25 protein-coding genes and 3 tRNA genes are annotated in these 26,530 nt (G+C 64.9%); 11 read left to right on the top strand and 17 right to left on the bottom strand.

Annotation, left to right across the window (positions count from 1 at the left end; translation table 11 throughout):
• Window positions 1-4: 4 nt before the first annotated feature.
• The 3 genes from VGM61_RS00945 to VGM61_RS00935 all read left to right on the top strand — a co-directional run bounded on the left by VGM61_RS00945 (window position 5) and on the right by VGM61_RS00935 (window position 2,013).
• The gene (locus VGM61_RS00945; RefSeq protein ID WP_331520816.1) at window positions 5-1,231 is read left to right on the top strand and encodes a TraB/GumN family protein; all 1,227 of its coding nucleotides are present in this window, start codon (window positions 5-7) and stop codon (window positions 1,229-1,231) included.
• An 89-nt stretch (window positions 1,232-1,320) separates the two neighbouring features.
• Window positions 1,321-1,644, top strand: a complete 324-nt coding sequence (locus VGM61_RS00940; protein WP_331520815.1) for a cytochrome c — start codon at window positions 1,321-1,323, stop codon at window positions 1,642-1,644.
• A gap of 18 nt (window positions 1,645-1,662) precedes the next feature.
• Window positions 1,663-2,013, top strand: coding sequence for a cytochrome c (locus VGM61_RS00935; protein ID WP_331520814.1), 351 nt, complete (start codon window positions 1,663-1,665; stop codon window positions 2,011-2,013).
• 88 nt (window positions 2,014-2,101) lie between these two features.
• Here VGM61_RS00935 and VGM61_RS00930 read toward each other — a convergent pair whose 3' ends face one another.
• Window positions 2,102-2,713, bottom strand: a complete 612-nt coding sequence (locus VGM61_RS00930; protein WP_331520813.1) for an NfuA family Fe-S biogenesis protein — start codon at window positions 2,711-2,713, stop codon at window positions 2,102-2,104.
• Window positions 2,714-2,854: 141 nt separating this feature from the next.
• Here VGM61_RS00930 and VGM61_RS00925 point away from each other — a divergent pair, with 141 nt between their 5' ends.
• Together VGM61_RS00925 and VGM61_RS00920 are read left to right on the top strand one after the other, a co-directional pair.
• Window positions 2,855-3,196, top strand: a complete 342-nt coding sequence (locus VGM61_RS00925; RefSeq protein ID WP_331520812.1) for a 4a-hydroxytetrahydrobiopterin dehydratase — start codon at window positions 2,855-2,857, stop codon at window positions 3,194-3,196.
• Between the two features lies 1 nt (window position 3,197).
• Complete coding sequence (locus VGM61_RS00920; protein ID WP_331520811.1) at window positions 3,198-4,688, top strand: type II CAAX endopeptidase family protein; 1,491 nt, start codon at window positions 3,198-3,200, stop codon at window positions 4,686-4,688.
• On the opposite strand, the gene VGM61_RS00915 is transcribed toward VGM61_RS00920, so the two are convergent.
• Complete coding sequence (locus tag VGM61_RS00915) at window positions 4,666-5,637, bottom strand: RluA family pseudouridine synthase (protein WP_331520810.1); 972 nt, start codon at window positions 5,635-5,637, stop codon at window positions 4,666-4,668. The genes VGM61_RS00920 and VGM61_RS00915 overlap by 23 nt on opposite strands.
• A gap of 345 nt (window positions 5,638-5,982) precedes the next feature.
• Between VGM61_RS00915 and VGM61_RS00910 the strand changes: the two genes are divergently transcribed.
• Complete coding sequence (locus VGM61_RS00910; protein ID WP_331520809.1) at window positions 5,983-9,312, top strand: Rne/Rng family ribonuclease; 3,330 nt, start codon at window positions 5,983-5,985, stop codon at window positions 9,310-9,312.
• A 61-nt stretch (window positions 9,313-9,373) separates the two neighbouring features.
• Here VGM61_RS00910 and VGM61_RS00905 read toward each other — a convergent pair whose 3' ends face one another.
• From VGM61_RS00905 to VGM61_RS00850, 12 genes are all read right to left on the bottom strand, one after another.
• A complete protein-coding gene (locus VGM61_RS00905; RefSeq protein ID WP_331520808.1) occupies window positions 9,374-10,027 on the bottom strand; it encodes a response regulator in 654 nt (217 codons plus the stop codon).
• Between the two features lie 402 nt (window positions 10,028-10,429).
• A tRNA-Leu gene (locus VGM61_RS00900) sits at window positions 10,430-10,513 on the bottom strand.
• Between the two features lie 51 nt (window positions 10,514-10,564).
• Window positions 10,565-10,638: transfer RNA gene (locus VGM61_RS00895), tRNA-Cys, on the bottom strand.
• An 83-nt stretch (window positions 10,639-10,721) separates the two neighbouring features.
• Window positions 10,722-10,797 (bottom strand) — tRNA-Gly (locus VGM61_RS00890).
• 61 nt (window positions 10,798-10,858) lie between these two features.
• Entirely contained in the window at window positions 10,859-11,470 is a 612-nt protein-coding gene (gene pgsA, locus VGM61_RS00885) for a CDP-diacylglycerol--glycerol-3-phosphate 3-phosphatidyltransferase (RefSeq protein ID WP_331520807.1), read from the bottom strand.
• 49 nt (window positions 11,471-11,519) lie between these two features.
• Window positions 11,520-13,343, bottom strand: coding sequence for an excinuclease ABC subunit UvrC (gene uvrC, locus VGM61_RS00880; protein WP_331520806.1), 1,824 nt, complete (start codon window positions 13,341-13,343; stop codon window positions 11,520-11,522).
• Window positions 13,344-13,396: 53 nt separating this feature from the next.
• Window positions 13,397-14,164 (bottom strand): 3-deoxy-manno-octulosonate cytidylyltransferase, encoded by a 768-nt coding sequence (kdsB, locus tag VGM61_RS00875; RefSeq protein WP_331520805.1) that lies wholly within the window; start codon window positions 14,162-14,164, stop codon window positions 13,397-13,399.
• Window positions 14,165-14,166: 2 nt separating this feature from the next.
• On the bottom strand, window positions 14,167-15,477 hold the full coding sequence (gene aroA, locus VGM61_RS00870) for a 3-phosphoshikimate 1-carboxyvinyltransferase (RefSeq protein ID WP_331520804.1): 1,311 nt from the start codon (window positions 15,475-15,477) through the stop codon (window positions 14,167-14,169).
• Complete coding sequence (gene hisC / locus VGM61_RS00865) at window positions 15,477-16,580, bottom strand: histidinol-phosphate transaminase (RefSeq protein ID WP_331520803.1); 1,104 nt, start codon at window positions 16,578-16,580, stop codon at window positions 15,477-15,479. Before hisC ends, aroA begins: the two co-directional genes overlap by 1 nt.
• Window positions 16,577-17,677, bottom strand: a complete 1,101-nt coding sequence (pheA, locus tag VGM61_RS00860) for a prephenate dehydratase (RefSeq protein ID WP_331520802.1) — start codon at window positions 17,675-17,677, stop codon at window positions 16,577-16,579. The genes hisC and pheA overlap by 4 nt, the downstream gene beginning before the upstream one ends.
• A 19-nt stretch (window positions 17,678-17,696) precedes the next feature.
• The gene (serC, locus tag VGM61_RS00855) at window positions 17,697-18,782 is read right to left on the bottom strand and encodes a 3-phosphoserine/phosphohydroxythreonine transaminase (protein WP_331520801.1); all 1,086 of its coding nucleotides are present in this window, start codon (window positions 18,780-18,782) and stop codon (window positions 17,697-17,699) included.
• A 96-nt stretch (window positions 18,783-18,878) separates the two neighbouring features.
• Window positions 18,879-19,646 carry an FHA domain-containing protein gene (locus VGM61_RS00850; protein WP_331520800.1) on the bottom strand — a complete coding sequence of 256 codons (768 nt, stop codon included), beginning with the start codon at window positions 19,644-19,646 and terminating at the stop codon, window positions 18,879-18,881.
• A 96-nt stretch (window positions 19,647-19,742) separates the two neighbouring features.
• Here VGM61_RS00850 and VGM61_RS00845 point away from each other — a divergent pair, with 96 nt between their 5' ends.
• Complete coding sequence (locus tag VGM61_RS00845; protein WP_331520799.1) at window positions 19,743-20,018, top strand: polyhydroxyalkanoic acid system family protein; 276 nt, start codon at window positions 19,743-19,745, stop codon at window positions 20,016-20,018.
• An 84-nt stretch (window positions 20,019-20,102) separates the two neighbouring features.
• Window positions 20,103-20,321 (top strand): translation initiation factor IF-1, encoded by a 219-nt coding sequence (gene infA / locus VGM61_RS00840; RefSeq protein WP_019466733.1) that lies wholly within the window; start codon window positions 20,103-20,105, stop codon window positions 20,319-20,321.
• A gap of 125 nt (window positions 20,322-20,446) precedes the next feature.
• On the opposite strand, the gene clpA is transcribed toward infA, so the two are convergent.
• Both clpA and clpS read right to left on the bottom strand, forming a co-directional pair.
• Window positions 20,447-22,714 (bottom strand): ATP-dependent Clp protease ATP-binding subunit ClpA, encoded by a 2,268-nt coding sequence (clpA, locus tag VGM61_RS00835; RefSeq protein ID WP_331520796.1) that lies wholly within the window; start codon window positions 22,712-22,714, stop codon window positions 20,447-20,449.
• 72 nt (window positions 22,715-22,786) lie between these two features.
• Window positions 22,787-23,113 (bottom strand): ATP-dependent Clp protease adapter ClpS, encoded by a 327-nt coding sequence (gene clpS, locus VGM61_RS00830; protein WP_250622730.1) that lies wholly within the window; start codon window positions 23,111-23,113, stop codon window positions 22,787-22,789.
• 111 nt (window positions 23,114-23,224) lie between these two features.
• Between clpS and VGM61_RS00825 the strand changes: the two genes are divergently transcribed.
• From VGM61_RS00825 to hflD, 3 genes are read left to right on the top strand one after another with little or no spacing between them, the layout of a single operon-like run.
• Entirely contained in the window at window positions 23,225-23,707 is a 483-nt protein-coding gene (locus tag VGM61_RS00825) for an NUDIX hydrolase (protein WP_331520795.1), read from the top strand.
• Window positions 23,704-24,825, top strand: coding sequence for a tRNA 2-thiouridine(34) synthase MnmA (gene mnmA / locus VGM61_RS00820; RefSeq protein ID WP_331520794.1), 1,122 nt, complete (start codon window positions 23,704-23,706; stop codon window positions 24,823-24,825). Before VGM61_RS00825 ends, mnmA begins: the two co-directional genes overlap by 4 nt.
• Window positions 24,822-25,451 (top strand): high frequency lysogenization protein HflD, encoded by a 630-nt coding sequence (hflD, locus tag VGM61_RS00815; RefSeq protein ID WP_331520793.1) that lies wholly within the window; start codon window positions 24,822-24,824, stop codon window positions 25,449-25,451. Before mnmA ends, hflD begins: the two co-directional genes overlap by 4 nt.
• Here the strand turns inward: hflD and VGM61_RS00810 are convergent.
• Window positions 25,416-26,345 carry a LysR family transcriptional regulator gene (locus VGM61_RS00810; RefSeq protein ID WP_331520792.1) on the bottom strand — a complete coding sequence of 310 codons (930 nt, stop codon included), beginning with the start codon at window positions 26,343-26,345 and terminating at the stop codon, window positions 25,416-25,418. The two genes, hflD and VGM61_RS00810, sit on opposite strands and share 36 nt — an antisense overlap.
• Between the last annotated feature and the right edge of the window lie 185 nt (window positions 26,346-26,530).

Below are 26,530 nucleotides of genomic sequence, written 5' to 3'. Positions count from 1 at the left end.
GCCGATGACCATCCCAGAACCCGCCGCCGCCCTGCCCGCCGCACTCGACGGCCAGCCGATCGAACGGATCACGCGCGACGGCGTCCAGTACGTGGTCCTTGGCACCGCGCATGTGTCCCGCGCCTCGGTGGAAGCGGTGCAGGCCCTGCTTGAGCATGAGAACTTCGACGCCGTGGCCATCGAACTGTGCGACAGCCGCGCGGCCAGCGTGCGCGACCCGGAAGCTTTCAAGCGCATGGACCTCTTCCAGGTGATCCGCCAGGGCAAGGCGGGCATGGTCGCGGCGAGCCTGGTGTTGTCGTCGTTCCAGCGCCGCATGGCCTCGCGCTATGGCATCGAACCGGGCGCTGAGATGAAGGCCGCCATGGAAGGTGGGCAGGCACGCAACCTACCGGTATGGCTGGTGGATCGTGAAGTAGGCACCACGCTCAAACGGGCCTGGCGCAGCGTTGGATTCTGGCAGCGCTTCGGCTTGATGGGCGGCTTGATGGCAAGCGTCTTCGACAAGGATGAAATCGCCGAAGAAGACATCGAAAACCTCAAGCAGAACGACATCCTGGAAAGTGCCTTCAGCGATTTCGCCAAGGGATCGCAGCCGCTGTATCGCGCATTGATCGGCGAACGGGATGAATACATGGCCGCACGCCTGCGCGAATCGGCCACGCGGGCACCCGCCGTGCAGCGCGTACTGGTGGTGATCGGCGCCGGGCATCTGAAGGGATTGGTCGAACAACTGAAGAACCAGCAGCGCGACCCTGCCACGCTCGCCGGGGAACTGGCCATCGTGCCGCCTGCGGCACGATGGCCGAAGTATCTTGCGGTGGGCCTGGTGCTGGCCGTGTTCGGATTGATCGCCTACGCCTTCACCCGCGATACCTCCGTGGGCTTCGCCGTGCTGCGCAGCTGGATCCTGTTCACCGGCGGCCTGGCCGCGGTGGGCGCTTTTGCCGCAGGGGGACATCCCCTGAGCGCACTGGCGGCATTCATCGCCGCGCCGCTGAAACCCTTCCGCCCGGGCATTCCCGCCGGTGGCATCAGCGCCATGACCGAAGCCTGGGTACGCAAACCGCGCGTGGGCGACTTCGAGACCCTGGCCAACGATGTCTCGCACTGGAAGGGCTGGTGGACCAACCGCGTGGCGCGGACATTGCTGAACTTCTTCTTCGTCAGCCTGGGCACCCTGGCCGGGGAATACCTTGCCGGGTTCCACATCGTCAAGGCGCTGTTGTAGAAAACTAAGCATTGTGGGCCATCCGGGCCGCCCCCTATAATCGACGGGTTTTTAATCCGGTCACCGGCCGGTCAGACGGGAATCTTTCGATGAAGCGATTGCAAGTGCTTGGCCTCGCCGCGATGGCCGCCCTCCTGGCGGTCGCCTCCGCGCATGCCGCGGGCGACAAGGCCAATGGCCGCAGCCTGGTGTACACGTGTGCCGGTTGCCACGGCGTTACCGGGTACGAGAACGTCTACCCCACGTATCATGTGCCCAGGCTCGCCGGCCAGAACGAGCAATACATCATCAGTGCGCTGCACGGGTACAAGTCCGGCGACCGCACGCACCCGACCATGGGCGCCCAGGCACAGAGCCTCTCCGACCAGGAAATCGAGGACATCGCCGCGTACCTTTCCAGCATCACCAAGTAACGAGCCAAGGACCCAAGCATGAATCGTTCGATCACCCTGCTCGTCGCTGGCCTTGCCTTCGCCGTTTCCGTCCAGGCATTCGCCGCGGGCGACATCGAAAAGGGCAAGGCGAAAGTCGCCACCTGCGTGGCCTGCCACGGCCAGGACGGCAACTCCGTCGATCCGCAATACCCCCGCCTGGCCGGCCAGTACGCCGACTACCTCGCCATGGCGCTGCACGAGTACAAGGATGGCCGTCGCGGCAACCCCATCATGAAGGGCTTCGCCGCCCAGCTGTCGGACGAAGACATCAACGATGTCTCGGCCTACTTCAGCTCACTGCCAACCAAGCTCGACGACCTGCACAACCACATCCAGGGTGCGCAGTAACCCAGGCGAGCACACCGCCGGAACAAAAAACCCGCCTTCGAGGCGGGTTCTTTTTGCGACCGTACTGCCCGCATCCGCGGCACCGGTCTCAAACGGCCGCCGACGTACCCTTGTCGGAACCTGCGTAGTAAGGGTTTTCACCTGTTGCGTGGTCGGTGGCGTCGCGCACTTCGGTCACTTCAGGTACCCGCGCGCGCAGGGTTTTCTCCACACCCTGCTTCAGGGTGACGTCCACCATGCCGCAGCCGTGGCAGCCGCCGCCGAACTGCAACACCACCACGCCCTCGGCGGTGACTTCCTTCAGGCTGATACGTCCACCATGCGAGGCCACCATCGGGTTGATCTCGGTGGCCACCACATATTGCACGCGCTCGACGAGCCCCGCACCCTCGCCTGGCATCTCGCCCTTGATACGGGGAGCGCGGATGTTCAACTGGCCACCGGTAGCATGGGTTTCGAAATCGATGTTGGCCGGATCAAGCCACGGCGCGCTGGCGCCTTCCACGTAAAGATGGAAGCCCTCGCATTCGACGGTCCACTCATCGCCGGTAAGCTCGGAGGGTTCGCAAAATTCAAGATCGCAGGTGGCCGAAGGGGTACCGGCATCGACCACGCGCAAGCGGATGCCGAGGCCTTCGATGTCCTGTTGCGCGATGAGCCTGAGGAAATGAGCCTGCGCGCGTTCGGTGATGTCAATCATGGGAACTCCATGCCGCCGTGGGGAGCCGGCGGGGATACCCGACCATTTTAGTACGGATTCGATCCGCGCGCACGCCAGGTGCTTTACTTTTGCCGGCCGACCTTCGACCCTTTGCGCCTCACTCACCACCGGGAACCTTCCATGTCGATCAACCAGCTCGCCGAAGCGTCCTGCCAGCCGCGCAAGGGCGCCGCCGACGCGCTCGACGACAACGCGGTGTCGACATACCTCTCCGACCTCCCCGGCTGGAAGAAGACCGCCGATGGCAAGGCCATCGCCAAGGATTTCCGCTTCAGCGATTTCCACCACACCCTGGGCTTCATCAACGCGGTGGGCTTCATGGCCAACGCGCAGGACCACCATCCGGACCTGGAAGCGGGCTATGGGCATTGCAAGCTGCTGTGGTCCACCCACGATGTGGGCGGCCTGTCACTGAACGATTTCATCTGCGCCGCCCGCGTCGAACGCCTGCTCGCCGGTTGACATGGGCCCGACCTCGCGTCGCGTCCTGGCCGCTGCCCTGTTCGTTGCGGCCGCGGCCCTGGCACTTACCCTTCTGCCTGGGTTATCGACCTGGCTGACCTGGCGGGAACTGGCCCAAACGGCCCAGGCCGACGCTGCCAGCTGGAACCGGCAGGCCTCGCCCTGGCACTGGACCGTGCGCCGCCCCGAGGATCTTGTCGCCGGTCGCGTTTTCGGTGAAGTCAGGCAGGCGATGAGCCCTGACGGCCTGGTGCTGCGCAGCGAAGAAAGCACGCCCTTCGAGATGGGATTGCCGTTGGCACGGACGGCCGACCTGATCCACGCGGGCCGACTGCACATCCTGATGAAGCCCGAATCGCCGGTAGCGGTGCAATTGGTAGTGCGTGAGCGCCTGGACGGCCCGGCGTTCGTCAGCGGCCCGGTGATAGGCGCAACGGACCTGGCACTGGACACACCATCGCTCTCCTGGACAGCTGACGGGCATCCATCGATGGCACCGACGCGGGCGGCGATGCTTCGCTTGCGCCTGCAACTGCAGCCGGGGAAGTCGGTGGTTTTCTCCGGCGCATCGCTCGAACCGATGGTTCCGGTATCCCCACCCATGCCCGGCACTCCCCCCCGCACCCACTCACTGGGCGCGTGGATCGATGCTGCCAGCCACCTGGACGCGCGGCAGATCCCCTGGCTGGTCCCGACGGCGAGCCTGCGCGCGGAAAACCTCCTGCATTGGCGCGACCGCGCCCGTGATGCCATCCCAGCCGCTATCGTCGGCAGTGGCGCGCCGCATCCGGGCCTCCCCGGCTGGGCAAGCCAGCGGCTGGCGGCGGGTCTGGTCATCTTCTACGTGCTGGGTCTTATCTGGCTATGGCGTCGCCAGCCGACACGGCCGGGGCTCACCGCAGGCCTGGAAACCGCGGGGCTTCTGGCCGGTCCGTTGTGGCTGGTGGCCGGGCTCCATTTCGGCACGGCCGACATTCCATTGCCCGCCGTGGCTTGCGTTGCGGCGCTCGTGTTCGGGGCGTTGCTGGCCTGGCGCGACCGGCACGCGCCCTACGGATTGCGTCCGGCCAACGGCACGGAACGATGGCTCACGCCGTTGCTGTTGCTGTCGGTGGCCATCGTGCTTGCGATCGGATCGGGGCGCACCTGGACTGCGCCGGACCCATTGCGCGCGCTCTCCTACATCGCCTGGGCGTTCGTCCAGCAATGGTTGCTGCTCTCGCTGGTGGGCCGCCGTTTGCACCGGCTCCTGCCGCCGGCGGCGGCGATGTTCGTCACCGCGCTGTCGTTCGCCCTGCTGCATACGCCCAACGGGGCATTGATGCAGATGTGCTTCATCGGCGAGCTGTGGTGGGCCTGGTGCTATTACCGCGGCAGGTCGCTGGTACCGATAGCGGTCGCCCACGCCGCATGCGCCCTGATACTGGAGGCAGCGCTCGCCGGCGGCCCGTACCTGCGGTCGCTGGAAGTCAGCGCGCGGTTTTTCCTCTAGGCGCTCCCCGCAGCTTGTCCAGGAATGCCTTCAGTTCATCCGGAAGGGGGGCGGAGAAGCTGTAGGCCCGGTCGTCCAGCTCGAAAGACATGTGGGATGCGTGCAGGAACATCCGCTTCAGGCCCATCTTTCGAAAGCGCTGGTTGGCCTCGGCATCGCCATATTTCGGGTCACCGGCCAGCGGATGGCCCACGTGCGCGGCGTGTACGCGGATCTGGTGCGTACGCCCCGTGCCCAGCTTCGCTTCCATCAGCCGGGCGCCCGGGTATTGCTCGATCTCGCGGAAAAAAGTGAGCGATGGCTTGCCGTTATCGGACACTCTTACCATTCTTTCGCCGCCTTGCAGGATCGACTTCTGCAGCGGTGCGTTGACATCGAATTTCGCACGCGACGGCGCGCCGGTCATCAGGCACAGGTACTGCTTGGTCACCTCGCCCTCGCGAATCAGGGCCTGCAGCCCGATCAACGCTGGACGGGTACGGGCAAACACCAGTACACCGCTGGTATCGCGGTCCAGGCGATGGACCAGTTCCAGGGATTCCTTGGGCCGGGCGGCCCGCAACAGCTCAATGGCGCCGTGGCTCACCCCGCTGCCGCCATGGCTGGCCACGCCGGGGGGTTTGTCGATCACCAGGAAGTGCTTGTCCTCGAAGATCACCGCATCGGCGACCTCGGCCACCTGCCCCGACGGGGCCACGCCCGGGTCCCGTTCAGCCACGCGAACGGGTGGAATACGCAGCATGTCGCCGGCCGCCAGGCGGGTGTCGGGCTTGGCCCGCTTACCGTTCACCCGCACCTGGCCGGTGCGCAGGATGCGGTAGATCAGGCTCTTGGGGACCCCCTTCAGGATCGTCGCCAGGGCGTTGTCGATGCGCTGGCCGTCACGCTCGGCGCCGACCTCCAGCTGTCGCACGCCGTGCGAGCCGTCTTGGGAAGTTACCGTCTGCATTGAAAAAATCCGAATTAGATAGGATACTCGACCAGCGCTACGTAGCGCCGAAGGGCTCGCCCCGGAGGCAATACGCCCGCCCGTCACGCCGGCGAGGATTGCGTCGGCAGGCCATCAGTCAGGCGGCCGGTCGCCATTCCCTCTCATCGTAACGGTTCGGGTCGCGGTTGTCCGGTGCCTTATCGGGTGCGGGCTTGATCGTGCGTTGGCGCTAATGCCAAGAATCACGCCGGAGCCAGCGACGGCCCCGGACTTTTGCCGCTTTACCGCTGCGGCGCGATCCCCGGCAGGCCGCCATGTGGCGCCACCGAGGCACGCGACGCGCGGCAAGCCAAGGAACCCACAATGAAACGTATGTTGATCAACGCGACTCAGCGTGAAGAGTTGCGTGTGGCCATCGTCGATGGCCAGAACCTTTACGATCTCGACATCGAGATCCCCTCCCGCGAACAGAAAAAAGCCAATATTTACAAGGGCCGCATCACGCGGGTCGAGCCCTCCCTGGAAGCCTGCTTCATCGACTATGGCGCCGAGCGCCATGGCTTCCTTCCCCTGAAGGAAATTGCCCGGGAGTATTTCAACCCGCAGGCCGAAGGCAAGTCGAACATCCGCGACCTCCTGCGCGAAGGCCAGGAAATCATCGTCCAGGTCGAAAAGGAAGAACGCGGCAACAAGGGCGCGGCCCTCACCACGTTCATCAGCCTGGCCGGCCGCTACATGGTGCTGATGCCCAACAACCCCCGTGCCGGCGGCGTCTCCCGCCGCATCGAGGGTGAAGACAGGCAAGCCCTTAAAGAAGCCATGGACCACCTGGCCGTCCCCGACGACGTCGGCCTGATCGTCCGCACCGCCGGCATGGGCCGTGACGCGGAAGAACTGCAATGGGACCTGGATTACCTCCTGCAGCTGTGGAAGGCGGTCTCCGCTGCCGCCAGCAGCCAGAAGGCCCCATTCCTGATCTACCAGGAATCGAAGCTGTTCATCCGGGCGCTGCGCGATTACCTGCGCAACGACATCGGCGAGATCCTCATCGACGAAGAATCCCTCTTCAACGATGCGCGTGAGTTCGTGCAGCAGGTGATGCCCACCAACCTGCGCAAGCTCAAGCTCTACCAGGATCCCACACCGCTGTTCTCGCGCTACCAGATCGAAACCCAGATCGAGAACATCTTCGCCCGCAGTGTGCGCCTGCCCTCCGGCGGCTCGATCGTGATCGACCAGACCGAAGCCTTGACCGCCGTGGACATCAACTCCTCCAAGGCCACCAAGGGCTCGGACATCGAGGAAACCGCGTTCAACACCAACTGCGAAGCGGCGGTGGAAATCGCCCGCCAGCTGCGCATCCGCGACGCCGGCGGCCTGATCGTGATCGACTTCATCGACATGGACAGCCCGCGCCACCAGCGCGAAGTCGAAGAGAAGCTCAAGGATGCCCTGAAGAACGACCGCGCCCGCGTGCAGATCGGCCGCATCTCGCGCTTCGGCCTGCTGGAGATGTCCCGCCAGCGCCTGCGTCCGAGCCTGGGTGAAGCCACCCAGATCGTCTGCCCGCGCTGCGAGGGCCACGGCCACATCCGCAGCGTGGAATCGCTGGCGCTCTCCACCCTGCGCCTGATCGAAGAACACGCGATGAAGGAAAACACCGGCCAGGTGCTGGTGCAGGCGCCGGCGGCGGTGGCTAACTTCATGTTGAACGAAAAGCGTGCGTCGATCGTCGAAATCGAGCTGCGCCACAGCGTGCATGTGGTGGTGGTGGCCGACGAAAACCTCGAGACCCCGCACATCGAAATACAGCGCATTCGCGAGGCGGATATGGGCGAGCACAGCAAGCCCAGTTACGAGCGCACCGTCACTGTCGAGGCCGCAGCACTGCCCAAGATGGGCCAGGCGCTGGGCAGCGGCGAGCAGCCGCTGGTAAGTGGCGTGGTTCCGGCAACGCCGGCACCGGTACGCGACGATCTGCCCGAGGCCGCTTCCGCCCCCTCGGCGCCTGCGACCCGTAGCACGGCGCAGCGCGCTTCCGCACCGGCCACCGCCACCGGTGGCGGCGTGCTCTCGCGTATCCTCGGCTGGTTCCGTCCAGCCCCCGCAGCACCGGCCCAGCCCCAGCGTGAAGCACGCCAGTCGCGCGGTGAGCGTGGCGAGCGCGGCAGCCGCCAGGGCCAGGAACGCCGCGAGGGTCGCGGCGGCCAGGGCGGGAACCGCCAGGGTGGCGGCAGCCAACGCCAGCAGACACGTCGCGACAGCGGCGGCACCAGCAGCACGAAAGATACCTCCGGTGCCAACGCCGGTCGCCAGCCATCCCAGCAAGGCGGTCGCAACAAGCAGCAGCCCCGGCCCGAAGCCACAGCCCGTGACGGCCGCCAGCCGCAGGCAGGTGGCCGCGGCAACCATGCCGGTCGACAGGGCCCGATGGAAGGTCCGAAGGACGATCCGCGCAAACAACAAGCCGTTGCCGAGAAAGCGGAACGTCCGGCGCAATCGCCCCGGCAGCCCCGCGGCGACAAGCCTGTGCCGCCGGGCGGTACGGACGATGTCCAGATGAAGGCGGCCATGATCGCTGGGCAGGACGCTGCCGACACCGTGGTCATCCAGGACGATGTCGCGACCACGCAGTCGCCTTCTAGCTCCGAGGACGCCAAGGATGCCGAGGGCGGCCAGCGCCGCCGTCGCGGACGTCGCGGTGGTCGCCGTCGTCGTCGGCAGGATGACACCCAGGCCGGCGCAGCCGCCGGCTCGCTCGATATGGACCAGGGCGAAGACGACGATGCCAATGATGATGACGACGCCGTACAGGTGACGGCAGTCGTCGCCGCACCGACCGCCCAGTCGCCCCAGCCCGACGAGCGGACGGCGGAGCCGGCGCCTGTCGCCGAGCGGACGAGCAGCCCCGACATCGGGCGCGCACCCACGCTGCAGGCCACGGATGATGCACCGGTGGTCGTGGCAGAGCCGACGCCGCAGCACTATTCCGCGAACACCTTCAACCTGCCGCCGTTGCCGCCCCTGCCGGATCTCCCGCCCGTTGCGGCGCCCGAGCGCAACATCGCCGCGTTGCACGAGGATGCTGCCGTCTACGCGGCCCCCGCCCCGTCGCCGGCGACCGAGACCATGCATGGCGGATCGGAAACAGTCCAGGCTGCGCCGTTTGTTGCGGTACCCCATGTGGACGTAGCCAAGGTCGATGTCACCCGTGCCAGCGAACATGGCAACCACGCGAACGACGAAACGGACGCCGCCGCACTCGCCGCTCGCATCCCGGAACCGACGCCTGAACCAGTCGCCGTGCCTGCCGTGGTTGTCACGCCGAAACCCGTTGCGTCGCCTGCGCCGGTTACTGCATCACCGATAGCTGCGCACACCGAACAAGGCACCGCTACGGATCAAGCACGGGACAGCGCGGAGCCCGCCGGCGTGCCCCTCGCTGGAGCGGCCCCAGCCGACGAACCCACCCCTTCGGTATCGTGGACCAGCCCCAAGCAGGGCGATCTGCTGGGTCGCTCGCCGTCACCAGGTTCAACGTCCAGCCCCGTTGAACCGCCCGTGCCGACGCCGGCCGAAACGCCCGATCATCCGGCGCCATCGGCTCGCGTCGAGGAAGTCGCCGACGACACCGAGGATAAGGGCGAGGAACCACTTCTTCCCCGCGCCCAGGGTGAAGACCCACGCCATTGACGGCACGTCGATAAAAAAAACCCCGCCGTACGGCGGGGTTTTTTTTGGATGAACCAGGTGATCAGCTACCGACGTGATGGTTGCTGGTGTCGAGCAAGGAATGCACCGTCATCATGTGGGCAAGCCCCACGATGTGGTCGACACGCAGTTTTTCCATCAAGCGCTGCTTATAGGTACTTACTGTTTTAGGACTGAGGTTTAACCTCTCACCAATGGCCGTGAGCGGCATGCCACGCACCAACATCATCGCAACTTCCATCTCGCGACTTGAGAGGGCATCGAAGGGTGAATCGGTGCCGTCGAGCGTGGCCAGCGCAAGCTGCTGTGCCACCGCGGGTGCAAGGTAACGACGCCCCTGCGCGACCTGTCGAATGGCGGCCAGGAGTTCGGCTGCCGAACAACCCTTGGTGAGATAACCCAGCGCACCGGCATCGAGAAGGCGCTTGGGAAAGCGAGCGTCGTCGACCACTGTCAGGATCACGACGTGTGTGCGGAGCTTGGCACGGATCACGCGCTCGGTCAGCTCCACGCCACTCATGCCCGGCATGTGGACATCGACCAGTGCGATCTCGGGCTGGAGGTTGCGGATCAGCCGCAAGCCTTCCTCTGCGGTGCCGGCCTCGGCCTGTACACGCATGTCTGGCTGTTGTTGCAGGATCATCTTGAAGCCGGTGCGAACCAGCTCGTGATCGTCAATGAGGATAATGTTGATCATGAAATCCTTCCTGGATGCTTCGTCCCTGAGGCGGCAACACGGATCAAGTGTGGATCCGGCTAACGACCCTACAATGCCAGATTCCTTTGAAGGCGCGCCAGCGCATAGTCATTGATCCCCCGCAAGCTGAAAGCGTTTTCACGATAGCCGAATAAGCAACTACGTGAAACAAAGCAAGCAGTTCCATCTTTCTTCGCGCCACATTACGTCCTGACGCAACTATTGGAAATCAAGATCACGGCGGAGCCAGATCGTGCTGTATTAATGATGACGTTTTTCCTACAAACATTTCGGGGTTTGAGAGGTTAATACGCCAAGCCGACACCGATTGCCTACGAAATACGTGACAAAAGACGTGACAAACATCGGGGCAGGCCCTGGGATGAGTCCCTTGCCATAGTGTGCCCGGAGTCGGAATCGAACCGACAAAGTCTTTCGACTGGGGGATTTTAAGTCCCCTGCGTTTACCAGTTTCGCCATCCGGGCCAAAAAAGAAGGCGCTACCAGCATACGCTGGAGCGCCTTTGAATCGAGCGATGGAGGCCTGGGTCGGAATCGAACCGGCGTACGCGGATTTGCAGTCCGCTGCATGACCACTCTGCCACCAGGCCATCGCTGTTGCGCATCGCCGGGAGGGTATCCTCACGGCCTTTAAAAAACAAAACCCCGGGGACCCGAGGTTTTGATTTGAATATGGAGCGGGAAACGAGACTCGAACTCGCGACCCCGACCTTGGCAAGGTCGTGCTCTACCAACTGAGCTATTCCCGCATCGAAGTCCCGCTATTCTAGAGGAAAGCGACCATGTGTCAACCATCTTGCAGGAAGTTTTTCACGTGTCTTCGCGGGTACCACGGTTGTCGCGCAGGCTCGGCCAGGCCGCGCGCAGGTAGCCCAGGCCCGACCAGATGGTCAGCACCCCGGCGACCACCAGCAGCGCCTCGCCGATGTGGTACAGGCGCAAGGTTTCCGCGTCGTGCTGCAGCAGCAGTACCACCAGGGCGATGATCTGCGCCACCGTCTTGACCTTGCCGATGAAGGCCACCTTGACCTTACTGTGTTCGCCGATCTGCGCCATCCACTCGCGCAGCGCCGACACGCTGATCTCGCGGCCGACGATGATCGCGGCGGTGACCGCCATCAGGATGCCCGACCAGTTCCCCAGCGGGCCATCGGTGGAACTGCGATGGGATTCCACCAGAAGGAACAGCGTTACCGCCACCATCAATTTGTCGGCTACCGGATCCAGGAAGGCACCGAACGCGGATGTCTGGTTGAGCCGGCGCGCAAGATAACCATCGAGCCAGTCGGTGAATCCGGCCAGCAGGAAAACCACCGCGGCAGTGAGGTTGTGCCCACGGAATGGCAGGTAGAACACGATGACCATCACCGGAAGCAGCATGACCCGGAAAAGGGTGAGCCAGGTCGGCAGGTTGATACGCATGGACAGTTCCGGAAGGCAGAAGGTGAGTGTCTCACAACACCGGGGGTGGTTAGGGATGTAGCGTGGCGTAGATGCGCTCGGCGAGGCTCCGATCGATGCCCTTGACCTGGGTCAGTTCCTCCACACCGGCAGCCTCTACTCCCGACAGACCGCCGAAGGCCTTGAGCAGCGCCGAACGGCGACGAGCTCCCACGCCGGGTACATCTTCCAGGGTACTGCGCTCACGGGCTGCCTCACGCCGCTTGCGATGACCGGTGATGGCGAAGCGATGCGCCTCGTCGCGCACCGCGGCCACCAGGTGCAGCGCCGGTGATGCGTGCCCCGGATGCAATTCACGCCCGCTCTCGGCAAGGATCAGGGTTTCTTCGCCAGCGCGCCGGCCAGGGCCTTTGGCCACGCCCACCACGCGGATGTCGCGCACGTCGAGCGAGGCGAGTACTTCCATTGCCTGGGCCACCTGCCCCGCGCCACCGTCGATCAGGAGGATATCGGGCCGCACGCCGCCTTCGACCACCTTGCGAAAGCGGCGGGTGAGCGCCTGGTGCATGGCGGCGTAGTCGTCGCCGGGGGTGATGCCTGCGATGTTGAAGCGGCGGTAGTGTGATTTTTCGGCACCTTCAGGTCCGAACACCACGCACGAGGCCACGGTGGCCTCCCCCATGGTGTGGCTGATGTCGAAGCACTCGATACGCCGCGGCAGTGCGTCGAGACCCAGCAGTTTTTGCAGGTCGTCAAAGCGCGTACCCAGCGTCTGTCGGCTAGCCAGGCGCGAGGTCAGCGCCGCGATGGCATTGCGCTCAGCCATTTCGACGAAACGCGCCCGCTCGCCGCGCACGCTCGACTTGATCGACACGCCATGCCCGGCGTGTTCGGCCAGCACCTGGGCAAGCGTGTCGGCGTCTTCCAGTGCAACGTCCAGGATCAATTCGCGCGGCACCTGACGCTCGAGGTAATACTGCGCAATGAACTGCTCGACGATGTCCGCGGTGCTGGCATCCATCGGCAGTCGCGGGAAGAAGTCGCGCGAACCAAGGCTCACGCCGTCGCGGAAGAACAACACGCTCACGCAGGCGATGCCCCCTTCCACCCGGCAGGCGATCACGTCCATGTCCGCACTGGCACCCTGCACGAAGTGCTGCGCATGCAGGCGGCGCAGGGCCGCCACCTGGTCGCGCAACTGTGCGGCGCGCTCGAACTTCAATGCCGTGGCCGCCTGTTCCATCGATCCTGCCAGTTCGTCGATCACGGTGCTGCTTCGACCTTCCAGGAACATCTGCGCGTGGCGCACGTCCACCTGGTAGTCGTCAACGCTGATCAGCTTGACGCAGGGCGCGCTGCAGCGTCCGATCTGGTGTTGCAGGCATGGGCGCGAACGGTTGCGGAAATAGCTGTCCTCGCACTGGCGCACGTGGAACAGCTTCTGCATCAGGTTCAGGCTTTCGCGAACGGCGAAGGTGCTCGGATAGGGACCGAAGTACTTGCCCTGGCCGGTCTTGCCGCCGCGATGGAAGGCCAGGCGAGGGTAGTCTTCGCCGGAGGAAAGGTAGATGTACGGATAGCTTTTGTCGTCGCGCAACATGATGTTGTAGCGCGGCTTGAGGGACTTGATCAGCTGTGATTCGAGCAGCAGGGCTTCGCCCGCGGTGCGCGTGAGCGTGACCTCGGCGTGGGCGATCTGCGACACCATGGCCGCGATGCGCGGCTCCATGCGGGGCTTCAGGAAATAATTGCCCACGCGTTTCTTCAGGTTCGCAGCCTTCCCCACGTATAACAACTCGTTGTCGGCGTCGAAGTAGCGGTAGACGCCGGCCGAGGTAGTCAGGGTGCGGACGAAGGCCTTGCCGTCGAACGGCGGATGCAGTGCAGGCTCCATGGCCCATTTTACCCTTTCCCGGAGCTACTTTCCCGGCCCGGGGAGTTTGTCCGTCAGCCCCCGGCAAGGAAGCGGTGGGCACGCTCGAGGTCGGCCGGGGTGTCGATACCCGGCGGGAAGGCCTCCGGCGACAGGCGCACGGCAATGGCATGGCCGTTCTCCAGCACGCGAAGCTGCTCGAGCGATTCGGCTTGCTCCAGCGGCGTCTGCGGCAGGCTGGCATATGCCCGCAGGAAGCGCGCACGGTAGGCGTAGATGCCGATATGCCGCAGAAAGGGAATATCGACCGGCAACGCATCGCGTGAGCGGGCGAAGGCATCACGGGCCCAGGGCAGCGGCGCGCGGCTGAAATACAGCGCGCGGCCGTCGGCGCCCCGCACCAGCTTGACGGCGTTGGGGTCGAGAAGTTCCTCCATCGAGGCAATGGGCGTGGCAAGGGTGGCCACTGGCGCATCGTCCAGCGCCAGGGCCCGGGCCACAGCCTGGATCCCGGCAACGGGAGCGAAGGGCTCGTCTCCCTGCAGGTTCACAACGATCGTGTCGTCGGCCCAGCCCAACTGGTCGACGCATTCGGCGATGCGGTCGCTACCGGAGGCGTGGTCGGTGCGAGTCATGCACACCGTTACCGGCAGCCCCTGCAGCGCCTGGCCCACGCGGGCATCGTCGATCGCGACCGCCACCTGCCCTGCCCCGGCCAGCAGCGCACGGCGCGCCACGTGCCTGACCATGGGTTCACCGGCAATCTCAGCCAGCGGCTTGCCGGGCAGCCGCGTGGAGGCGTAGCGAGCGGGAATCACCACCACGAACGGGAAGTCGACCATCGTCAGTGAGCCTGTGCCAGGTCGAACCCGCAGCCGTGGGCAAGATCCATGAAGTTGGGAAACGATGTGGCGACATTCTCGCAATCACCGATGGTAACCGGTGCATCGGCCACCAACCCCGCCAGCACGAAGCTCATCGCAATGCGATGGTCGCCCACCGCTTCCACGCGGCCGCCGCCAAGCCGACCACCATGGATGGTGGCGCCGTCGGGCGTTTCATCCACGGTGAGCCCGAGGATGCGCAAGCCGTTTGCCATGGCGGCCAGGCGGTCGGACTCCTTCACCCTTAATTCGGCCGCGCCGGAAATCGTGGTCGGGCCATCGGCCACGGATGCCGCGACGAACAAAGCCGGGAATTCATCGATCATGTCGGGCACCACGGCCTCCGGGATCACCGCTCCATGCAACCGAGCGTAGCGGATGATGAGATCACCCACCGGTTCCCCACCGCTTTCCCGGCGGTTTTCGACCGTGATATCCGCACCCATCAGGCGCAATGCCTCGAGCAGGCCCGTGCGCCTGGGATTGAGCCCCACCGAACGCAGGCGGAGGATCGAGCCCGGCACGATGGATGCAGCCACGATGAAGAACGCGGCGGATGAAAAATCCGCCGGCACGTCGATGTCGGTGGCGCGCAACCGGTGGCCACCGGTGAGTTTTGCTTTTCCGGGGGAGAACTCGATCGGCCAGCCGAAGGCGGCCAGCATGCGTTCGGTATAGTCGCGTGTGGGATGTTGCTCGATCACGCAGGTTTCGCCATCGGCGTAAAGGCCTGCCAGCAACACGGCGGATTTCACCTGGGCACTGGCCACGGGGGGCGTGTAGCGGATGCCCTTGAGCTTCGCCCCACCATGGACACGCAAGGGCGGTTTGCCATCGTTGGTGTCGATGCGCGCACCCATGCTGGCCAGCGGATCGGTGACGCGGCGCATGGGGCGCCCGGACAGCGAGGCATCGCCCACCAGGGTGGAGTCGAATGCCTGGCCGGCAAGCACGCCGGCCATCAGCCGCATGCCGGTGCCGGCATTGCCACAGTCCAGGGCGCCATCACCGGCACGCAAACCATCAATGCCCACACCATGGACGATGCGCACACCCGGTTGAGGCGTTTGCATGCGAACGCCCATGCTTGCGAACATCCGTGCCGTGGCCCGCGTGTCCTCGCCTTCGAGGAAACCTCGGACAGTGGACGTGCCATCGGCCAGTGCAGCGAACATCATCGCGCGATGGGAAACCGATTTATCGCCGGGGATGGTGAGTTCGCCCTCGAGCGGTGCATGCACCGGGCGGCTGATCCAGTTGATCAAGGTCACTACAGTTGCTCCAGCAGGCGATCCAGTTCACCGCGGCTGCCGACACTGATGCGCACCGTCTGACCAAGTCCATAGCCCACCATGGGGCGTACGATCACACCTGCAGTGAACAAGCGGGCCTCCAGGGCGGTGGCGTCGCCGCCGGTATCCACCAACAGGAAGTTGGTCTGCGAAGGAAACACGCGCAGGCCGCGCGCGGTGAGTTCCCCGGCAAGCCACGCACGGTCGCTTGCGTTGGTATCGCGTACGCGGCCCAGATGGGCTTCGTCGCCCAGTGCAGCTTCGGCGGCAGCCAGGGCGATGCCGTTGACGTTGAACGACTCACGCAGACGTTCAAGCACCGCGGCGACGGATGGATCGGCAGTCAAATAGCCCATGCGCAGGCCTGCCAGCCCATAGGCCTTGGAGAAGGTACGTGTGACGACCAGGTTGCGATGCCGATCAAGCAAGTGCATCGCCGTGGAAAGCCCGGGGCGGTCGACGTACTCGTGATAGGCCTCGTCCACCACCACGATCACATCGCCCGGTACGCGCGCCATGAACGCCCCGAGCTCAACGTCGCTGAAGGAGCTTCCGGTTGGATTGTTCGGGTTGGCCAGGTACACAAGCCGTGTGTCCGGGCGGATCGCCGCGGCCATGGCGTCCAGGTCGTGGCCGAAGGGTGCCCCGGGGTGGTCGGCTGGAAGCGCGGGCACTGCAATGCCCAGGGCACCGGCCGCCGCGGTGGCGATCGGAAACACGGCGAAGCCGAATTGCGAATACACCACCGAATGTGCAGCGTCGGCGAAACATTGCGCCAGCAGCATCAATAATTCGTGGGAGCCATTGCCCAGCACCAGTTGGCTGGTGGTCACGCCCAGGCGATCGGCCAGCACCCGCTTGAGCGATGCGCCGACGGGATCGGGATACCGCCACATCGATGCGACCGCCTCACGCGCCGCGGCCATCGCCGCGGGGCTTGGACCCAGCGGATTTTCGTTGGAACCCAATTCCGAAAGCGCAGCGCCGAAACGCTGCCTCAAGGTGGGCAGGTCGTGCCCGGGATCATAAGCGCGCAATGCCGACACAGGAACATTGGCAAGCAGCGTTGCATCGAAACTCATGGCAACGCCACCGGGTATGCGCCAAGCACGCGCACGTCGGCGGCGGAGGGCTCCATTTCCTTCAATGCATCCTGGATGCCGGCATCCTCGACATGGCCGCTGATGTCGATGAAGAACGCGTATTCCCATTTGCCCGTGTGCGCGGGGCGTGACTCGATGCGGTTCATGCTGATGCCCCGCTCGGCCAGCGGACGGAGCACATCGTAAAGCGCGCCGGGTTTGTCGCGCACACTCACCAGTAGCGATGTGCGGTCGTTGCCCGATGGCGGGAAGATGCCCCGGCCGATCACCAGGAACCGCGTGGTGTTGTCGGCGCGGTCTTCGATCGGGCCTGCGATGGTCTTCAGGCCATACACGCGCGCGGCCGTCTCACCGGCAATCGCCGCCGCCGATTCATCGCCGCGGGCCATGCGCGCCGCTTCCGCATTGCTGGAAACGGCCATGCGCTCGGCCTTGGGCAGGTTGATGCGCAGCCATGCCTGGCATTGCTGGAGCGACTGCGGATGGGAATAGACCCGCTTCACGTCATCAAGCTTGCCACCGAGCGACAGCAGGTTCTGGTGCACGCGAAGTTCCACCTCGCCGCAGATCGTGGCCTTGGAGGCCAGGAACATGTCCAGGGTGACCTGGATCATGCCCTGGCCTGAGTTCTCGACCGGCACCACGCCGAAGTCGGCATTACCGGAGGTCACTTCCTGGAACACTTCCTCGATGCTGCCCAGGGGCAGGCCGTAGGCGGCGTGTCCGAACTGCTTGCGCACGGCCTGTTCGCTGAACGTGCCTTCCGGGCCCAGGAAGCCGATCTTCAACGGTTGCTGCTGCGACAGGCACGAGGACATGATCTCGCGGAACAGCCGCACCAGTTCCCCGTCGGGCAGCGGACCGTCATTACGGTCGATCACGCCACGCAGCACCTGGGCCTCGCGCTCGGGGCGGTAATACTCCACCGCGGCCTTCAGCGGGCCCTTGGCCCGCCCCACCTGCTGGGCCCAGCGCGCGCGCTCGGAGATCAGCTGCTGCAGCTGGTGGTCGATGCTGTCAATACGCGTGCGCGCCTCGGCCAGCGTGGCCTGTTTGTCGGTGGTCGGCTTGCTCATGGAATTCCTTTGCTTATTGCTAACCGTGGCGCCGGGCGAAGTCGCCCATGAAGGCCACGAGGGTTTGAACCGCCTCAAGCGTGACGGCGTTGTACAACGAGGCACGCATGCCGCCCACGGCCTTGTGGCCCTTGAGCGCCAGCAGACCGGCATCGAGAGACTGGGCGAGGAACGCCGCGTCGAGCGAGGCATCGTGCAGGGTGAATGGCACGTTCATGCGGGAACGCGCCGTGGGCTCGACCGGGCACCGGTAGTACCCGCCCGAGCCGTCGATGGCGGCATAAAGCTCCGATGCTTTTCGCCGGTTGGTGGCATCAATGGATGCCAGCCCCCCCTGCTCCTTCAACCACTCGAACGTCAGGCCCGCCAGATACCAGCCCCAGGTGTTGGGCGTGTTCAGCATCGAATCGTTTGCCGCGTGTTCGGCGTAGGAGAAAATCTTCGCCATCGGCTGCGTGCTGCGCGAGAGCAGGTCGTCGCGGATGATCGCCACCACCAGGCCGGAAGGCCCGATGTTCTTCTGCGCACCGGCATAGATCATCCCGAAGCGCGAGACGTCGACCGGCCCTGAGAGGATGCTCGATGACATGTCCGCCACCAGGGGGACATCGCCGACATCGGGTACCTCGTGGAACTGCACGCCATGGATGGTCTCGTTCGGCGTGTAATGCACGTAAGCCGACGTTGGCGACAGGTCCCAGGTGTCGCGCGGCGGCAGCTTCAGATAGTGATCGTTTTTCGAGGTCGCGGCCACATGGACGTCTGCATACGGCGCGGCCTCGCGCACCGCCTTCTCGCTCCAATGACCGGTCACCACGTAGTCGGCGCGCTGGCCGGCCTGGGCAAAGTTCATCGGCACCAGGGGGAACTGCAACGTCGCACCGCCCTGCAGGAACAGCACACGGTAGTTGGCGGGAATCGCCATCAATTGGCGAAGATCGGCCTGCGCGCGTGCGGCCAGGGCGATGAAATCCTTGCCACGATGGGAAAGCTCCATCACCGATGCACCCGTGCCGTTCCAGTCGAGCAATTCGGCGCGGGCGCGTTCGAGCACAGCTTGCGGGATGGCGGCGGGGCCGGCACTGAAATTGAAGACCCTGGACAAGACGCCAGTCTCCTTGGAATGGGTGGGCGGACTTAAGGACAGTCCTGCATTATGCCGCCCTGCAGCATAACGACAACCGGGAAATAACTGGTTTCGTCAGAAACGAACGAACAGCACCAGCGCGATGCCCAGCGCGAGCAATGCCGCGGTAAGGATCAACCACCACACCTCGCCACGCGGGCCGGCGGCTTCCTCGGGCAACGGCGGTTCTTCCTCCTGCGCCGGCGCTGCTACCGGATCGGGCATCCAGCCAGGGGCGTCGATGACGAACCGGTGGGCGCCGATACCGATGTGATCGCCCGGCTGCAACACGGCGCGACGAATCGACATGCCATTCAAGCGAACCACGTAACGGGTGGGCACGCGCTCGGCGTCCAGCAGCAGGCAGCTGCCGTCCCAGGCGACGGTGAGGGTGCCGGCGTCACCCTGCGGAAGTTCCAGCGGGTGGTCACCCTGCGGTCCCAGGATAAGCCGCGCACCGATACCCAGTACCCGTCCCGACAGGGGCCCGGCCAATGCACGCAGCGCGGCGGCGCCGGGACGGATGTCTTCGGAGTCGACGCACGAGCGCCCGGATACATCGTGGTCGGCACGCAGCAACATGCGGCACTCACCGACACCCAGGTGATCGCCCTCGCGTAACAGCGCGCGCTCACGTACGGGACGCGCGTTCACATAGACGCGCCCGGCACCGGGAAGGACCTCCAGCAGCAGGCCACGACGATCGTCGTGGATCACCAGGTGATGGTCGGCGACTTGCGGTTCGGCCAGCACGAGGTCGTTGTCGTCGCTGCCGCCGATGCGCAACACCCCGGCCGACCAGTGGAAATCCCCGCGGGCCGAATTGGCAAACTCAATGCGCATGCGTGTGTCTGGATGGCGTGGCAGGGATCGTAGCAGATGAGCCGCGCCGCATTTGCTACGATGCGCAGCCCGATCGCAACGAACATAAAGAAGTCCATGGCACGTATCGACATCCAGCGCGAACACCACCTCGAAGCCGACCAGGCGCGCGCCGTCGTCGACAAAGTCGCCGCACGCCTGGGCGAGAAGTTCGGTACGACCTCGCGCTGGGAAGGCGACACCTTGCATTTTGAGCGCGCGGGCGTGAAGGGTCGCATCAGCCTGGAGCCGGCCGCCGTGCGGGTACAGGCTGAGCTTGGCATGCTGCTAAGCGCCATGAAGGGCACGATCGAGCAGGAAATCCGCCGCAAGCTCGACGAATACTTCGCCTGAAGCCCAAGGCTTTGACCTAAGCCGCCTTCGTGCAATAATAGCGGGCTATTGCGACCACTTCGGCCGCACATCGAACCGGGTCACATGGCAAAAGACGACGTCATCGAAATGGAAGGCACGGTCCAGGAGACCCTGCCCAACACCATGTTCCGCGTGCAGCTGGAGAACGGGCACGTCATCACCGCCCATATCTCGGGCCGGATGCGCAAGCACTACATCCGCATTCTTACCGGCGACAAGGTGAAGGTGGAAATGACACCTTACGACCTGACCAAGGGCCGGATCACCTACCGCATGAAGTAACCGGCGACCCTGCCCACCGGGCTTGCCCGGGAGTCCAAGTTCCAAAGAAAGGCCGCGCATTGCGCGGCCTTTTTCGTTATTCCGGCAACCGGACGGGGCCTCGCAGCCGCCGCCCGGGTCTTCGCTTATGCCTCTGCCGGTACCGGCTCCGCCGCTTCGGTGGCGACGGTGAGCTCGCCATCGACCACATCCAGGCTCACCTTGCCGCCATCGGCCAGCTTTCCGAACAAGAGCTCGTCGGCCAGCTTGCGCTTGACCTTGTCCTGGATCACGCGGGACATCGGGCGGGCACCCATCTGTGGGTCGAATCCGTTCTCCGCCAACCAGCGGCGGGCGTCGGACGAGACATCGACACTGACGCGCTTCTCGCCCAACTGGGCTTCCAGCTCGATCAGGAACTTGTCCACCACGCGCAGGATGTGCTCGAAATCCAGCGGATTGAACTGGATCACCGCGTCCAGGCGGTTGCGGAACTCCGGCGTGAACAACCGGCGGATGGTTTCCATGGCATCGAGCGAATGGTTCTGCTTGACGAAGCCGATGCCGCGGCGTGCCGCCTGCTGGGCACCGGCGTTGGTGGTCATCACCACGATCACGTTCTTGAAGTTCGCTTCCCGGCCGTTGGTATCGGTAAGGACACCGCGATCCATGACCTGCAGCAGGATGTTGTAGACATCCGGATGGGCCTTCTCGATTTCATCGAGCAGCAGCACGCAGTGTGGGTGCTTGGTGATCTGCTCGGTGAGCAGGCCGCCCTGGTCGAAGCCGACATAGCCCGGGGGAGCGCCCACCAGGCGCGACACCGAATGAGCCTCCATGTATTCGGACATGTCGAAGCGGACCATCTCGATGCCCAGCTGCATGGCAAGCTGGCGGGTGACTTCGGTCTTGCCGACGCCGGTGGGACCTGCAAGCAGGAAGCTGCCGATCGGCTTGGCCGGGTCGCCCAGGCCGGAGCGTGCCATCTTGATCGACGAGGCCAGGGCCTCGATCGCCGCATCCTGGCCGAACACCACCATCTTGAGGTTGCGCTCGAGGTTGCGCAGGACATCACGATCGGATGCCGAGACCTGCTTGGCCGGGATGCGCGCCATCTTGGCGACGATGTACTCGATTTCCGACACGCCGATCTGCGTTACCCGCTCGCCCTCAGGCAACAGGCGCTGACGGGCGCCGGCCTCGTCGATGACATCGATGGCCTTGTCCGGCAGCAGGCGGTCCGGGATGTGCTTGACAGCAAGGTCCACCGCGGCTTTCAGCGCATCGGCACTGTATTCCACGCCGTGGTGATCTTCGAAACGGCTCTTCAGCCCCTTCAGGATCTCGATGCTCTCGGCCACGGTGGGCTCTACCACGTCGATCTTCTGGAAACGGCGGGCCAGCGCGCGGTCTTTCTCGAATACGCCGCGGAATTCCTGGAACGTGGTCGAACCGATGCAACGAAGCTCGCCGGCGGCCAGCATCGGCTTGATCAGGTTCGAGGCGTCCATGGTTCCGCCCGAAGCCGAACCCGCACCGATGATGGTGTGGATCTCGTCGATGAACAGGATCGAGTTGGGCTGCTTCTTAAGCTGTGCGATCACCGCCTTCAGGCGCTTTTCGAAATCGCCGCGGTACTTGGTGCCGGCCACCAGCGCGCCCAGGTCCAGCGCCCAGATGGTGCAGTCTTCCAGCACCTCGGGCACGTCGCCCTCGACGATGCGCTTGGCCAGGCCCTCGGCCAGGGCGGTCTTGCCCACGCCAGCCTCGCCCACGTAGAGCGGGTTGTTCTTGCGGCGGCGGCAGAGCACCTGGATGGTGCGCTCGACTTCGTCCTTACGGCCGATCAGGGGATCGATCTTGCCCTGCATGGCCAGTTCATTGAGGTTGGAGGCGTATTCGGCCAGCGGGTTGGACTTGCCCTCCCCGCCTTCCTCGCCCTCGCGCTCAGCCGCTGCCGGGGACACGGCCGGGTCGTCGCCGATCTTGGCGATGCCGTGGGAAATATAGTTGACCACGTCCAGCCGGGTGATTTCCTGCTGGTGCAGGAAATACACCGCGTGGGAGTCTTTCTCGCCGAAGATGGCGACCAGCACGTTGGCGCCGGTCACTTCCTTCCGTCCGGAAGACTGCACGTGGTAGACCGCGCGCTGCAGCACCCGCTGGAAACCCAGGGTGGGCTGCGTGTCGCGTTCGTCGCCGGGCGCAAGCACGGGTACTGTCTCGGCGATGATGCGCTGCAGGTCGGCGACCAGGCGCGGCAGGTCCACGCCGCAAGCCCGCAACGCCGCAAGTGCGGACGAATTCTCCGACAGGGCAAGCAACAGGTGCTCGACCGTCATGAACTCGTGGCGCTGCTCACGGGCTTGCTTGTAGCAATGGCCAATGGTGACTTCGAGATCCTTGCTGAACATACGGAACGTCTCCGCTGATGTCTTGGGCGGCCATGCAAAAGGGATGCCGCATGCCCGGTAGATGGGGCTCCCTTACAACTTTTCCATAGTGCACAACAGAGGATGCTGGTTACTGCGCGAGTACTCGTTCACCTGCGTCACCTTCGTTTCGGCCACTTCGCGGGTAAATACCCCGCAAACACCCTTGCCCCGGGTATGGACGTGGAGCATCACCTGCACGGCGCGCTCCTGGTCCATGCCGAAGAAGGACCGCAGCACCTCGATGACGAAATCCATCGGGGTGAAATCGTCATTCATCAACAACACCTGGAACAACGGCGGTCGGGCTACTTCCGGCCGGGCGGTGTCTAGCGCGAGGCCGTGTTCCTGGCTGTGTTCTTGTTCGTTTTCGGTCGGCATGGGCACGTGGGTCAGCTTTGGTCCAAGTATATGCCGCAAGCGCCGGTAGGCGCCGCGTGAATGGGTCAGGTGATGGCACAATAGGCGTTTTTCCAGTGGTCCGAACTTCAAATGACACCTTCCCCGCCCGACAACGAGGTCTGGCGTCCCCATGTGACAGTCGCCACCATCGTCCATGACGGTGAGCGTTTCCTCATGGTCGAAGAACGGGTAAACGGCAAAATCGCCTACAACCAGCCCGCCGGCCACCTGGATGAAGGCGAGTGCCTCACCGCCGCCGCAGCCCGCGAAACGGTTGAGGAAACCGGCTGGACGGTACAGGTGCAGCATCTGGTGGCCATCGACCAGTGGCGCAGCCACGGGCATGGCGACCAGGTATTGCGATTCACCTTTGCCGCGAGCCCCCTGGGACACGACGATCGTCCGCTCGACACCGGCATCGAGCGCGCGCTGTGGCTCACGCGCACCGAGATCGCCGCCCTGCGCCCGCAATTGCGCAGTCCACTGGTGGAATCGAGCATCGACAAGTGGCTGTCAGGCTCCCGCCTGCCCCTTTCGGTCATCGGCAACCTGCTAACCGGGCAGCCCGGATGAAGGTGATCGTGGGTATTTCCGGTGGCGTGGACTCGTCCGTGGCGGCCCTGCTTCTGCAACAGGCAGGGCACCAGGTCGAGGGCATGTTCATGCAGAACTGGGAAGAAGACGACCGCCAGGGTCCATGCACGACCGACCAGGACCGCAAGGACGCCGTCGCCGTCTGCGGCCGGCTGGGCATTCCTTTCCATGCCCGGAACTTCGCCGCCGAATACTGGGATGGCGTGTTCGAACACTTCCTGGCCGAGTACCGGGCCGGGCGCACGCCCAATCCGGATGTCCTTTGCAACCGCGAGATCAAGTTCCGCACCTTCCTGGACCACGCCCGCGCCCTGGGGGGCGAGAAGATCGCCACCGGCCATTACGCCCGCGTCGACCTCCATGACGGGCGTTACCGTCTGCTGCGCGCCGTGGACCGCGCCAAGGACCAGACCTATTTCCTGCATGCACTGGGGCAGGAGCAGCTGGCGGCCACCTTGTTCCCGGTAGGCGAAATCGAGAAACCCCGCGTCCGCGAACTGGCCCGCGAGGCCGGCCTGGGCACCGCGGCGAAGAAGGATTCCACCGGCATCTGCTTTATCGGCGAGCGCGACTTCCGCAGCTTCCTGGCTCAGTACATCCCGGCCCGGCCCGGCCGCATGGTTACGCCTGAAGGGCGGGATGTGGGCGAGCATCAGGGCGCGATGTATTACACGCTGGGCCAGCGTAACGGCCTGGGCATCGGCGGTCGGCGCGAAGCCGGTGGCGATCCCTGGTACGTGGTAGGCAAGGACGTGCTCGAAAACACCCTGATCGTGGCCCAGGGTGGCAGCAACCGCTATCTGGCCTCGCGCCAGCTCGAAGCCACGGGCGCCACCTGGGTGGCAGGCCCGGCACCGGCGGGCGAGTTCGCCTGCACCGCCAAGACACGCTATCGCCAGGACGACCAGCTATGCACCGTGCGCGTGTCGGGCGACCGCGTATTCGTACAATTTAACGAGGCGCAGCGCGCCGTCACCCCGGGCCAGTCGGTAGTCTTCTACGATGGCGACGCCTGCCTGGGCGGCGCCGTGATCGAAGCGACCGATGCCGCCTATGGCGGCCTGCCCGCCCATCCTGAAGTCAAGGTTCCCGCATGAATGAAGAACGCGTCCTGGCGCTGGCCGGGCTGTTCCAGGCCACCGCGCTGGTACAGCAACTGGCCACGGAAGGCCGGGCCGACGAAGCCTCGATGGAGGCAAGCCTCGGCAGCGTGTTCCACCTGGACGCCGATACGGTGGAGGCGATCTTCGGCGGTGTCAGCGGCGTACGGCTGGGCCTGCGCACGCTGGTAAGCCAGCTCGAAGACGCCAGCACCCGCGATATCGCCGTGATGCGCGCCACGATCACGGTGCTGCGCCTGGAGCGCACGCTCTCGCGCCGGCCGGAACTGCTCTCGCAGCTGCAGGAAGGCATCGTCGCCGCCCGCCGCCAGGTGGAACACTTCGGCATGGCCCATCCGAACGTGGCCGCCCGCCTGGCCGAGCTTTACGCCGGCACATTGTCCACGCTCAAGCCGCGCGTGATGGTGACCGGCATGCCCACCCATCTGCAGCAGAAGGCCGTGGTCGACCGCGTGCGCGCCGCCTTGCTGGCAGCCGTGCGCGCGGCGGTGTTGTGGCATCAACTCGGTGGCCGCCAGTGGCACCTGGTGCTCTACCGGCGCCGTGCCAGCATGATCGCCCGCGGGCTATTGACCGGCGCCACCCTCGATAACGGGGGTTAATCCCGGCATTCGCCCGGCCAGGTCCACCAGCAGGTCGCCAAGCCCGGCGAGGTCCTCGCCCCAGGCGGTGGCGCTACGCCAGTAGAGCGCCACCTCACGCCCCGGCGCCTGCCCTTGCACACTTACCAGGCATACGTTGGGGATCGATGCCAGGCGGTCGTGGGCCAGTACCGGGACCAGCGTGTAACCCCCTCGCACGGCCACCAGGGTAGCGAGGCTTTCAAGGCTTACATCCTGGATGCGCTCGCTGCCGTGGGCGCCGGGATGGCTCTCGGCCATCAGCGTTGCCTGGGCAGGATCGAGCGTTGCCAGCGGCACGCTCGCCTTGCCTGCCGCGGGATGGTCGGCATGCACCAGGAGCTCGTAGGGCTCGAAGAACAGCCGCCGCGACGACAATCCCGGCACGGCCGCGCCCGGCGGTGCCAGCACGGCATCGAGTTCGCCTTCGGCCAGGCGGCGCAGCAACCCCCTGGGCTTGCCTTCGCTGATGGTGAGCCTGGCCTCGCCAAAACGCTGCGGAAACGGCTCGATCAGCTGGGGCAGCAGGTAGGGACCCAGGGTGGCCGGCACGCCCAGCCGCAATTCGCCGCCGAAAGCGATGCTCCCGGCCAGTGCCCCGGCCTGCAACCGTTCGGCGCCGGCCAGCACGTCGTTGATCAGGGCGATCAGGCGGGCACCGCCCCCAGCAAGCGCCACGCCGCGCCCACCACGTTCAAACAGCGTGATGCCCAATGCCTGTTCCACCTTCTGTACCTGGTGGGAAAGACCCGAGGCGCTGATGTTCATGAGCCTTGCCGCGGAGGTGAAACTTCCTTCACGCGCCACGGCCTGCACCAACGCCAGGTCGCGCAGCGATACCGCCGAAAGTGCCGTCGAAATCATCGAACGCTGCATGCCATCAAAACCGTTTGTGCCAGAAGACGCAGGGGCCCATCCTTCGCCGCAGAAACACGACCCCTCTCAAGGCGGGCATCTTAGCCGCCCAGGACCACGGTCGGCGGCGCCTGCTCACGTCCAGTCACGGTTTTGGGCGATAATTACCAACTTTGACGGGCCGTAAGCCCCACGGCGCCTCCCCA

Source organism: Pinirhizobacter sp. (genome assembly GCF_036499745.1).
GTDB lineage: Bacteria > Pseudomonadota > Gammaproteobacteria > Xanthomonadales > Rhodanobacteraceae > Pinirhizobacter.
This window is presented reverse-complemented; position numbering and strand designations above follow the sequence as displayed.

Coding starts and splice junctions, on each gene's coding strand:
- infA (WP_019466733.1), top strand. CDS start 20,103: ATGGCAAAAGACGACGTCATCGAAATGGAAGGCACGGTCCAGGAGACC.
- hflD (WP_331520793.1), top strand. CDS start 24,822: ATGAATGAAGAACGCGTCCTGGCGCTGGCCGGGCTGTTCCAGGCCACC.
- kdsB (WP_331520805.1), bottom strand. CDS start 14,164: ATGGTCGACTTCCCGTTCGTGGTGGTGATTCCCGCTCGCTACGCCTCC.
- pgsA (WP_331520807.1), bottom strand. CDS start 11,470: ATGCGTATCAACCTGCCGACCTGGCTCACCCTTTTCCGGGTCATGCTG.
- hisC (WP_331520803.1), bottom strand. CDS start 16,580: ATGAGTTTCGATGCAACGCTGCTTGCCAATGTTCCTGTGTCGGCATTG.
- VGM61_RS00945 (WP_331520816.1), top strand. CDS start 5: ATGACCATCCCAGAACCCGCCGCCGCCCTGCCCGCCGCACTCGACGGC.
- VGM61_RS00850 (WP_331520800.1), bottom strand. CDS start 19,646: ATGCGCATTGAGTTTGCCAATTCGGCCCGCGGGGATTTCCACTGGTCG.
- clpA (WP_331520796.1), bottom strand. CDS start 22,714: ATGTTCAGCAAGGATCTCGAAGTCACCATTGGCCATTGCTACAAGCAA.
- VGM61_RS00910 (WP_331520809.1), top strand. CDS start 5,983: ATGAAACGTATGTTGATCAACGCGACTCAGCGTGAAGAGTTGCGTGTG.
- clpS (WP_250622730.1), bottom strand. CDS start 23,113: ATGCCGACCGAAAACGAACAAGAACACAGCCAGGAACACGGCCTCGCG.
- VGM61_RS00905 (WP_331520808.1), bottom strand. CDS start 10,027: ATGATCAACATTATCCTCATTGACGATCACGAGCTGGTTCGCACCGGC.
- VGM61_RS00915 (WP_331520810.1), bottom strand. CDS start 5,637: ATGCAGACGGTAACTTCCCAAGACGGCTCGCACGGCGTGCGACAGCTG.
- VGM61_RS00925 (WP_331520812.1), top strand. CDS start 2,855: ATGTCGATCAACCAGCTCGCCGAAGCGTCCTGCCAGCCGCGCAAGGGC.
- VGM61_RS00920 (WP_331520811.1), top strand. CDS start 3,198: ATGGGCCCGACCTCGCGTCGCGTCCTGGCCGCTGCCCTGTTCGTTGCG.
- VGM61_RS00940 (WP_331520815.1), top strand. CDS start 1,321: ATGAAGCGATTGCAAGTGCTTGGCCTCGCCGCGATGGCCGCCCTCCTG.
- VGM61_RS00935 (WP_331520814.1), top strand. CDS start 1,663: ATGAATCGTTCGATCACCCTGCTCGTCGCTGGCCTTGCCTTCGCCGTT.
- mnmA (WP_331520794.1), top strand. CDS start 23,704: ATGAAGGTGATCGTGGGTATTTCCGGTGGCGTGGACTCGTCCGTGGCG.
- VGM61_RS00810 (WP_331520792.1), bottom strand. CDS start 26,345: ATGCAGCGTTCGATGATTTCGACGGCACTTTCGGCGGTATCGCTGCGC.
- VGM61_RS00845 (WP_331520799.1), top strand. CDS start 19,743: ATGGCACGTATCGACATCCAGCGCGAACACCACCTCGAAGCCGACCAG.
- VGM61_RS00930 (WP_331520813.1), bottom strand. CDS start 2,713: ATGATTGACATCACCGAACGCGCGCAGGCTCATTTCCTCAGGCTCATC.
- uvrC (WP_331520806.1), bottom strand. CDS start 13,343: ATGGAGCCTGCACTGCATCCGCCGTTCGACGGCAAGGCCTTCGTCCGC.
- pheA (WP_331520802.1), bottom strand. CDS start 17,677: ATGAGCAAGCCGACCACCGACAAACAGGCCACGCTGGCCGAGGCGCGC.
- VGM61_RS00825 (WP_331520795.1), top strand. CDS start 23,225: ATGACACCTTCCCCGCCCGACAACGAGGTCTGGCGTCCCCATGTGACA.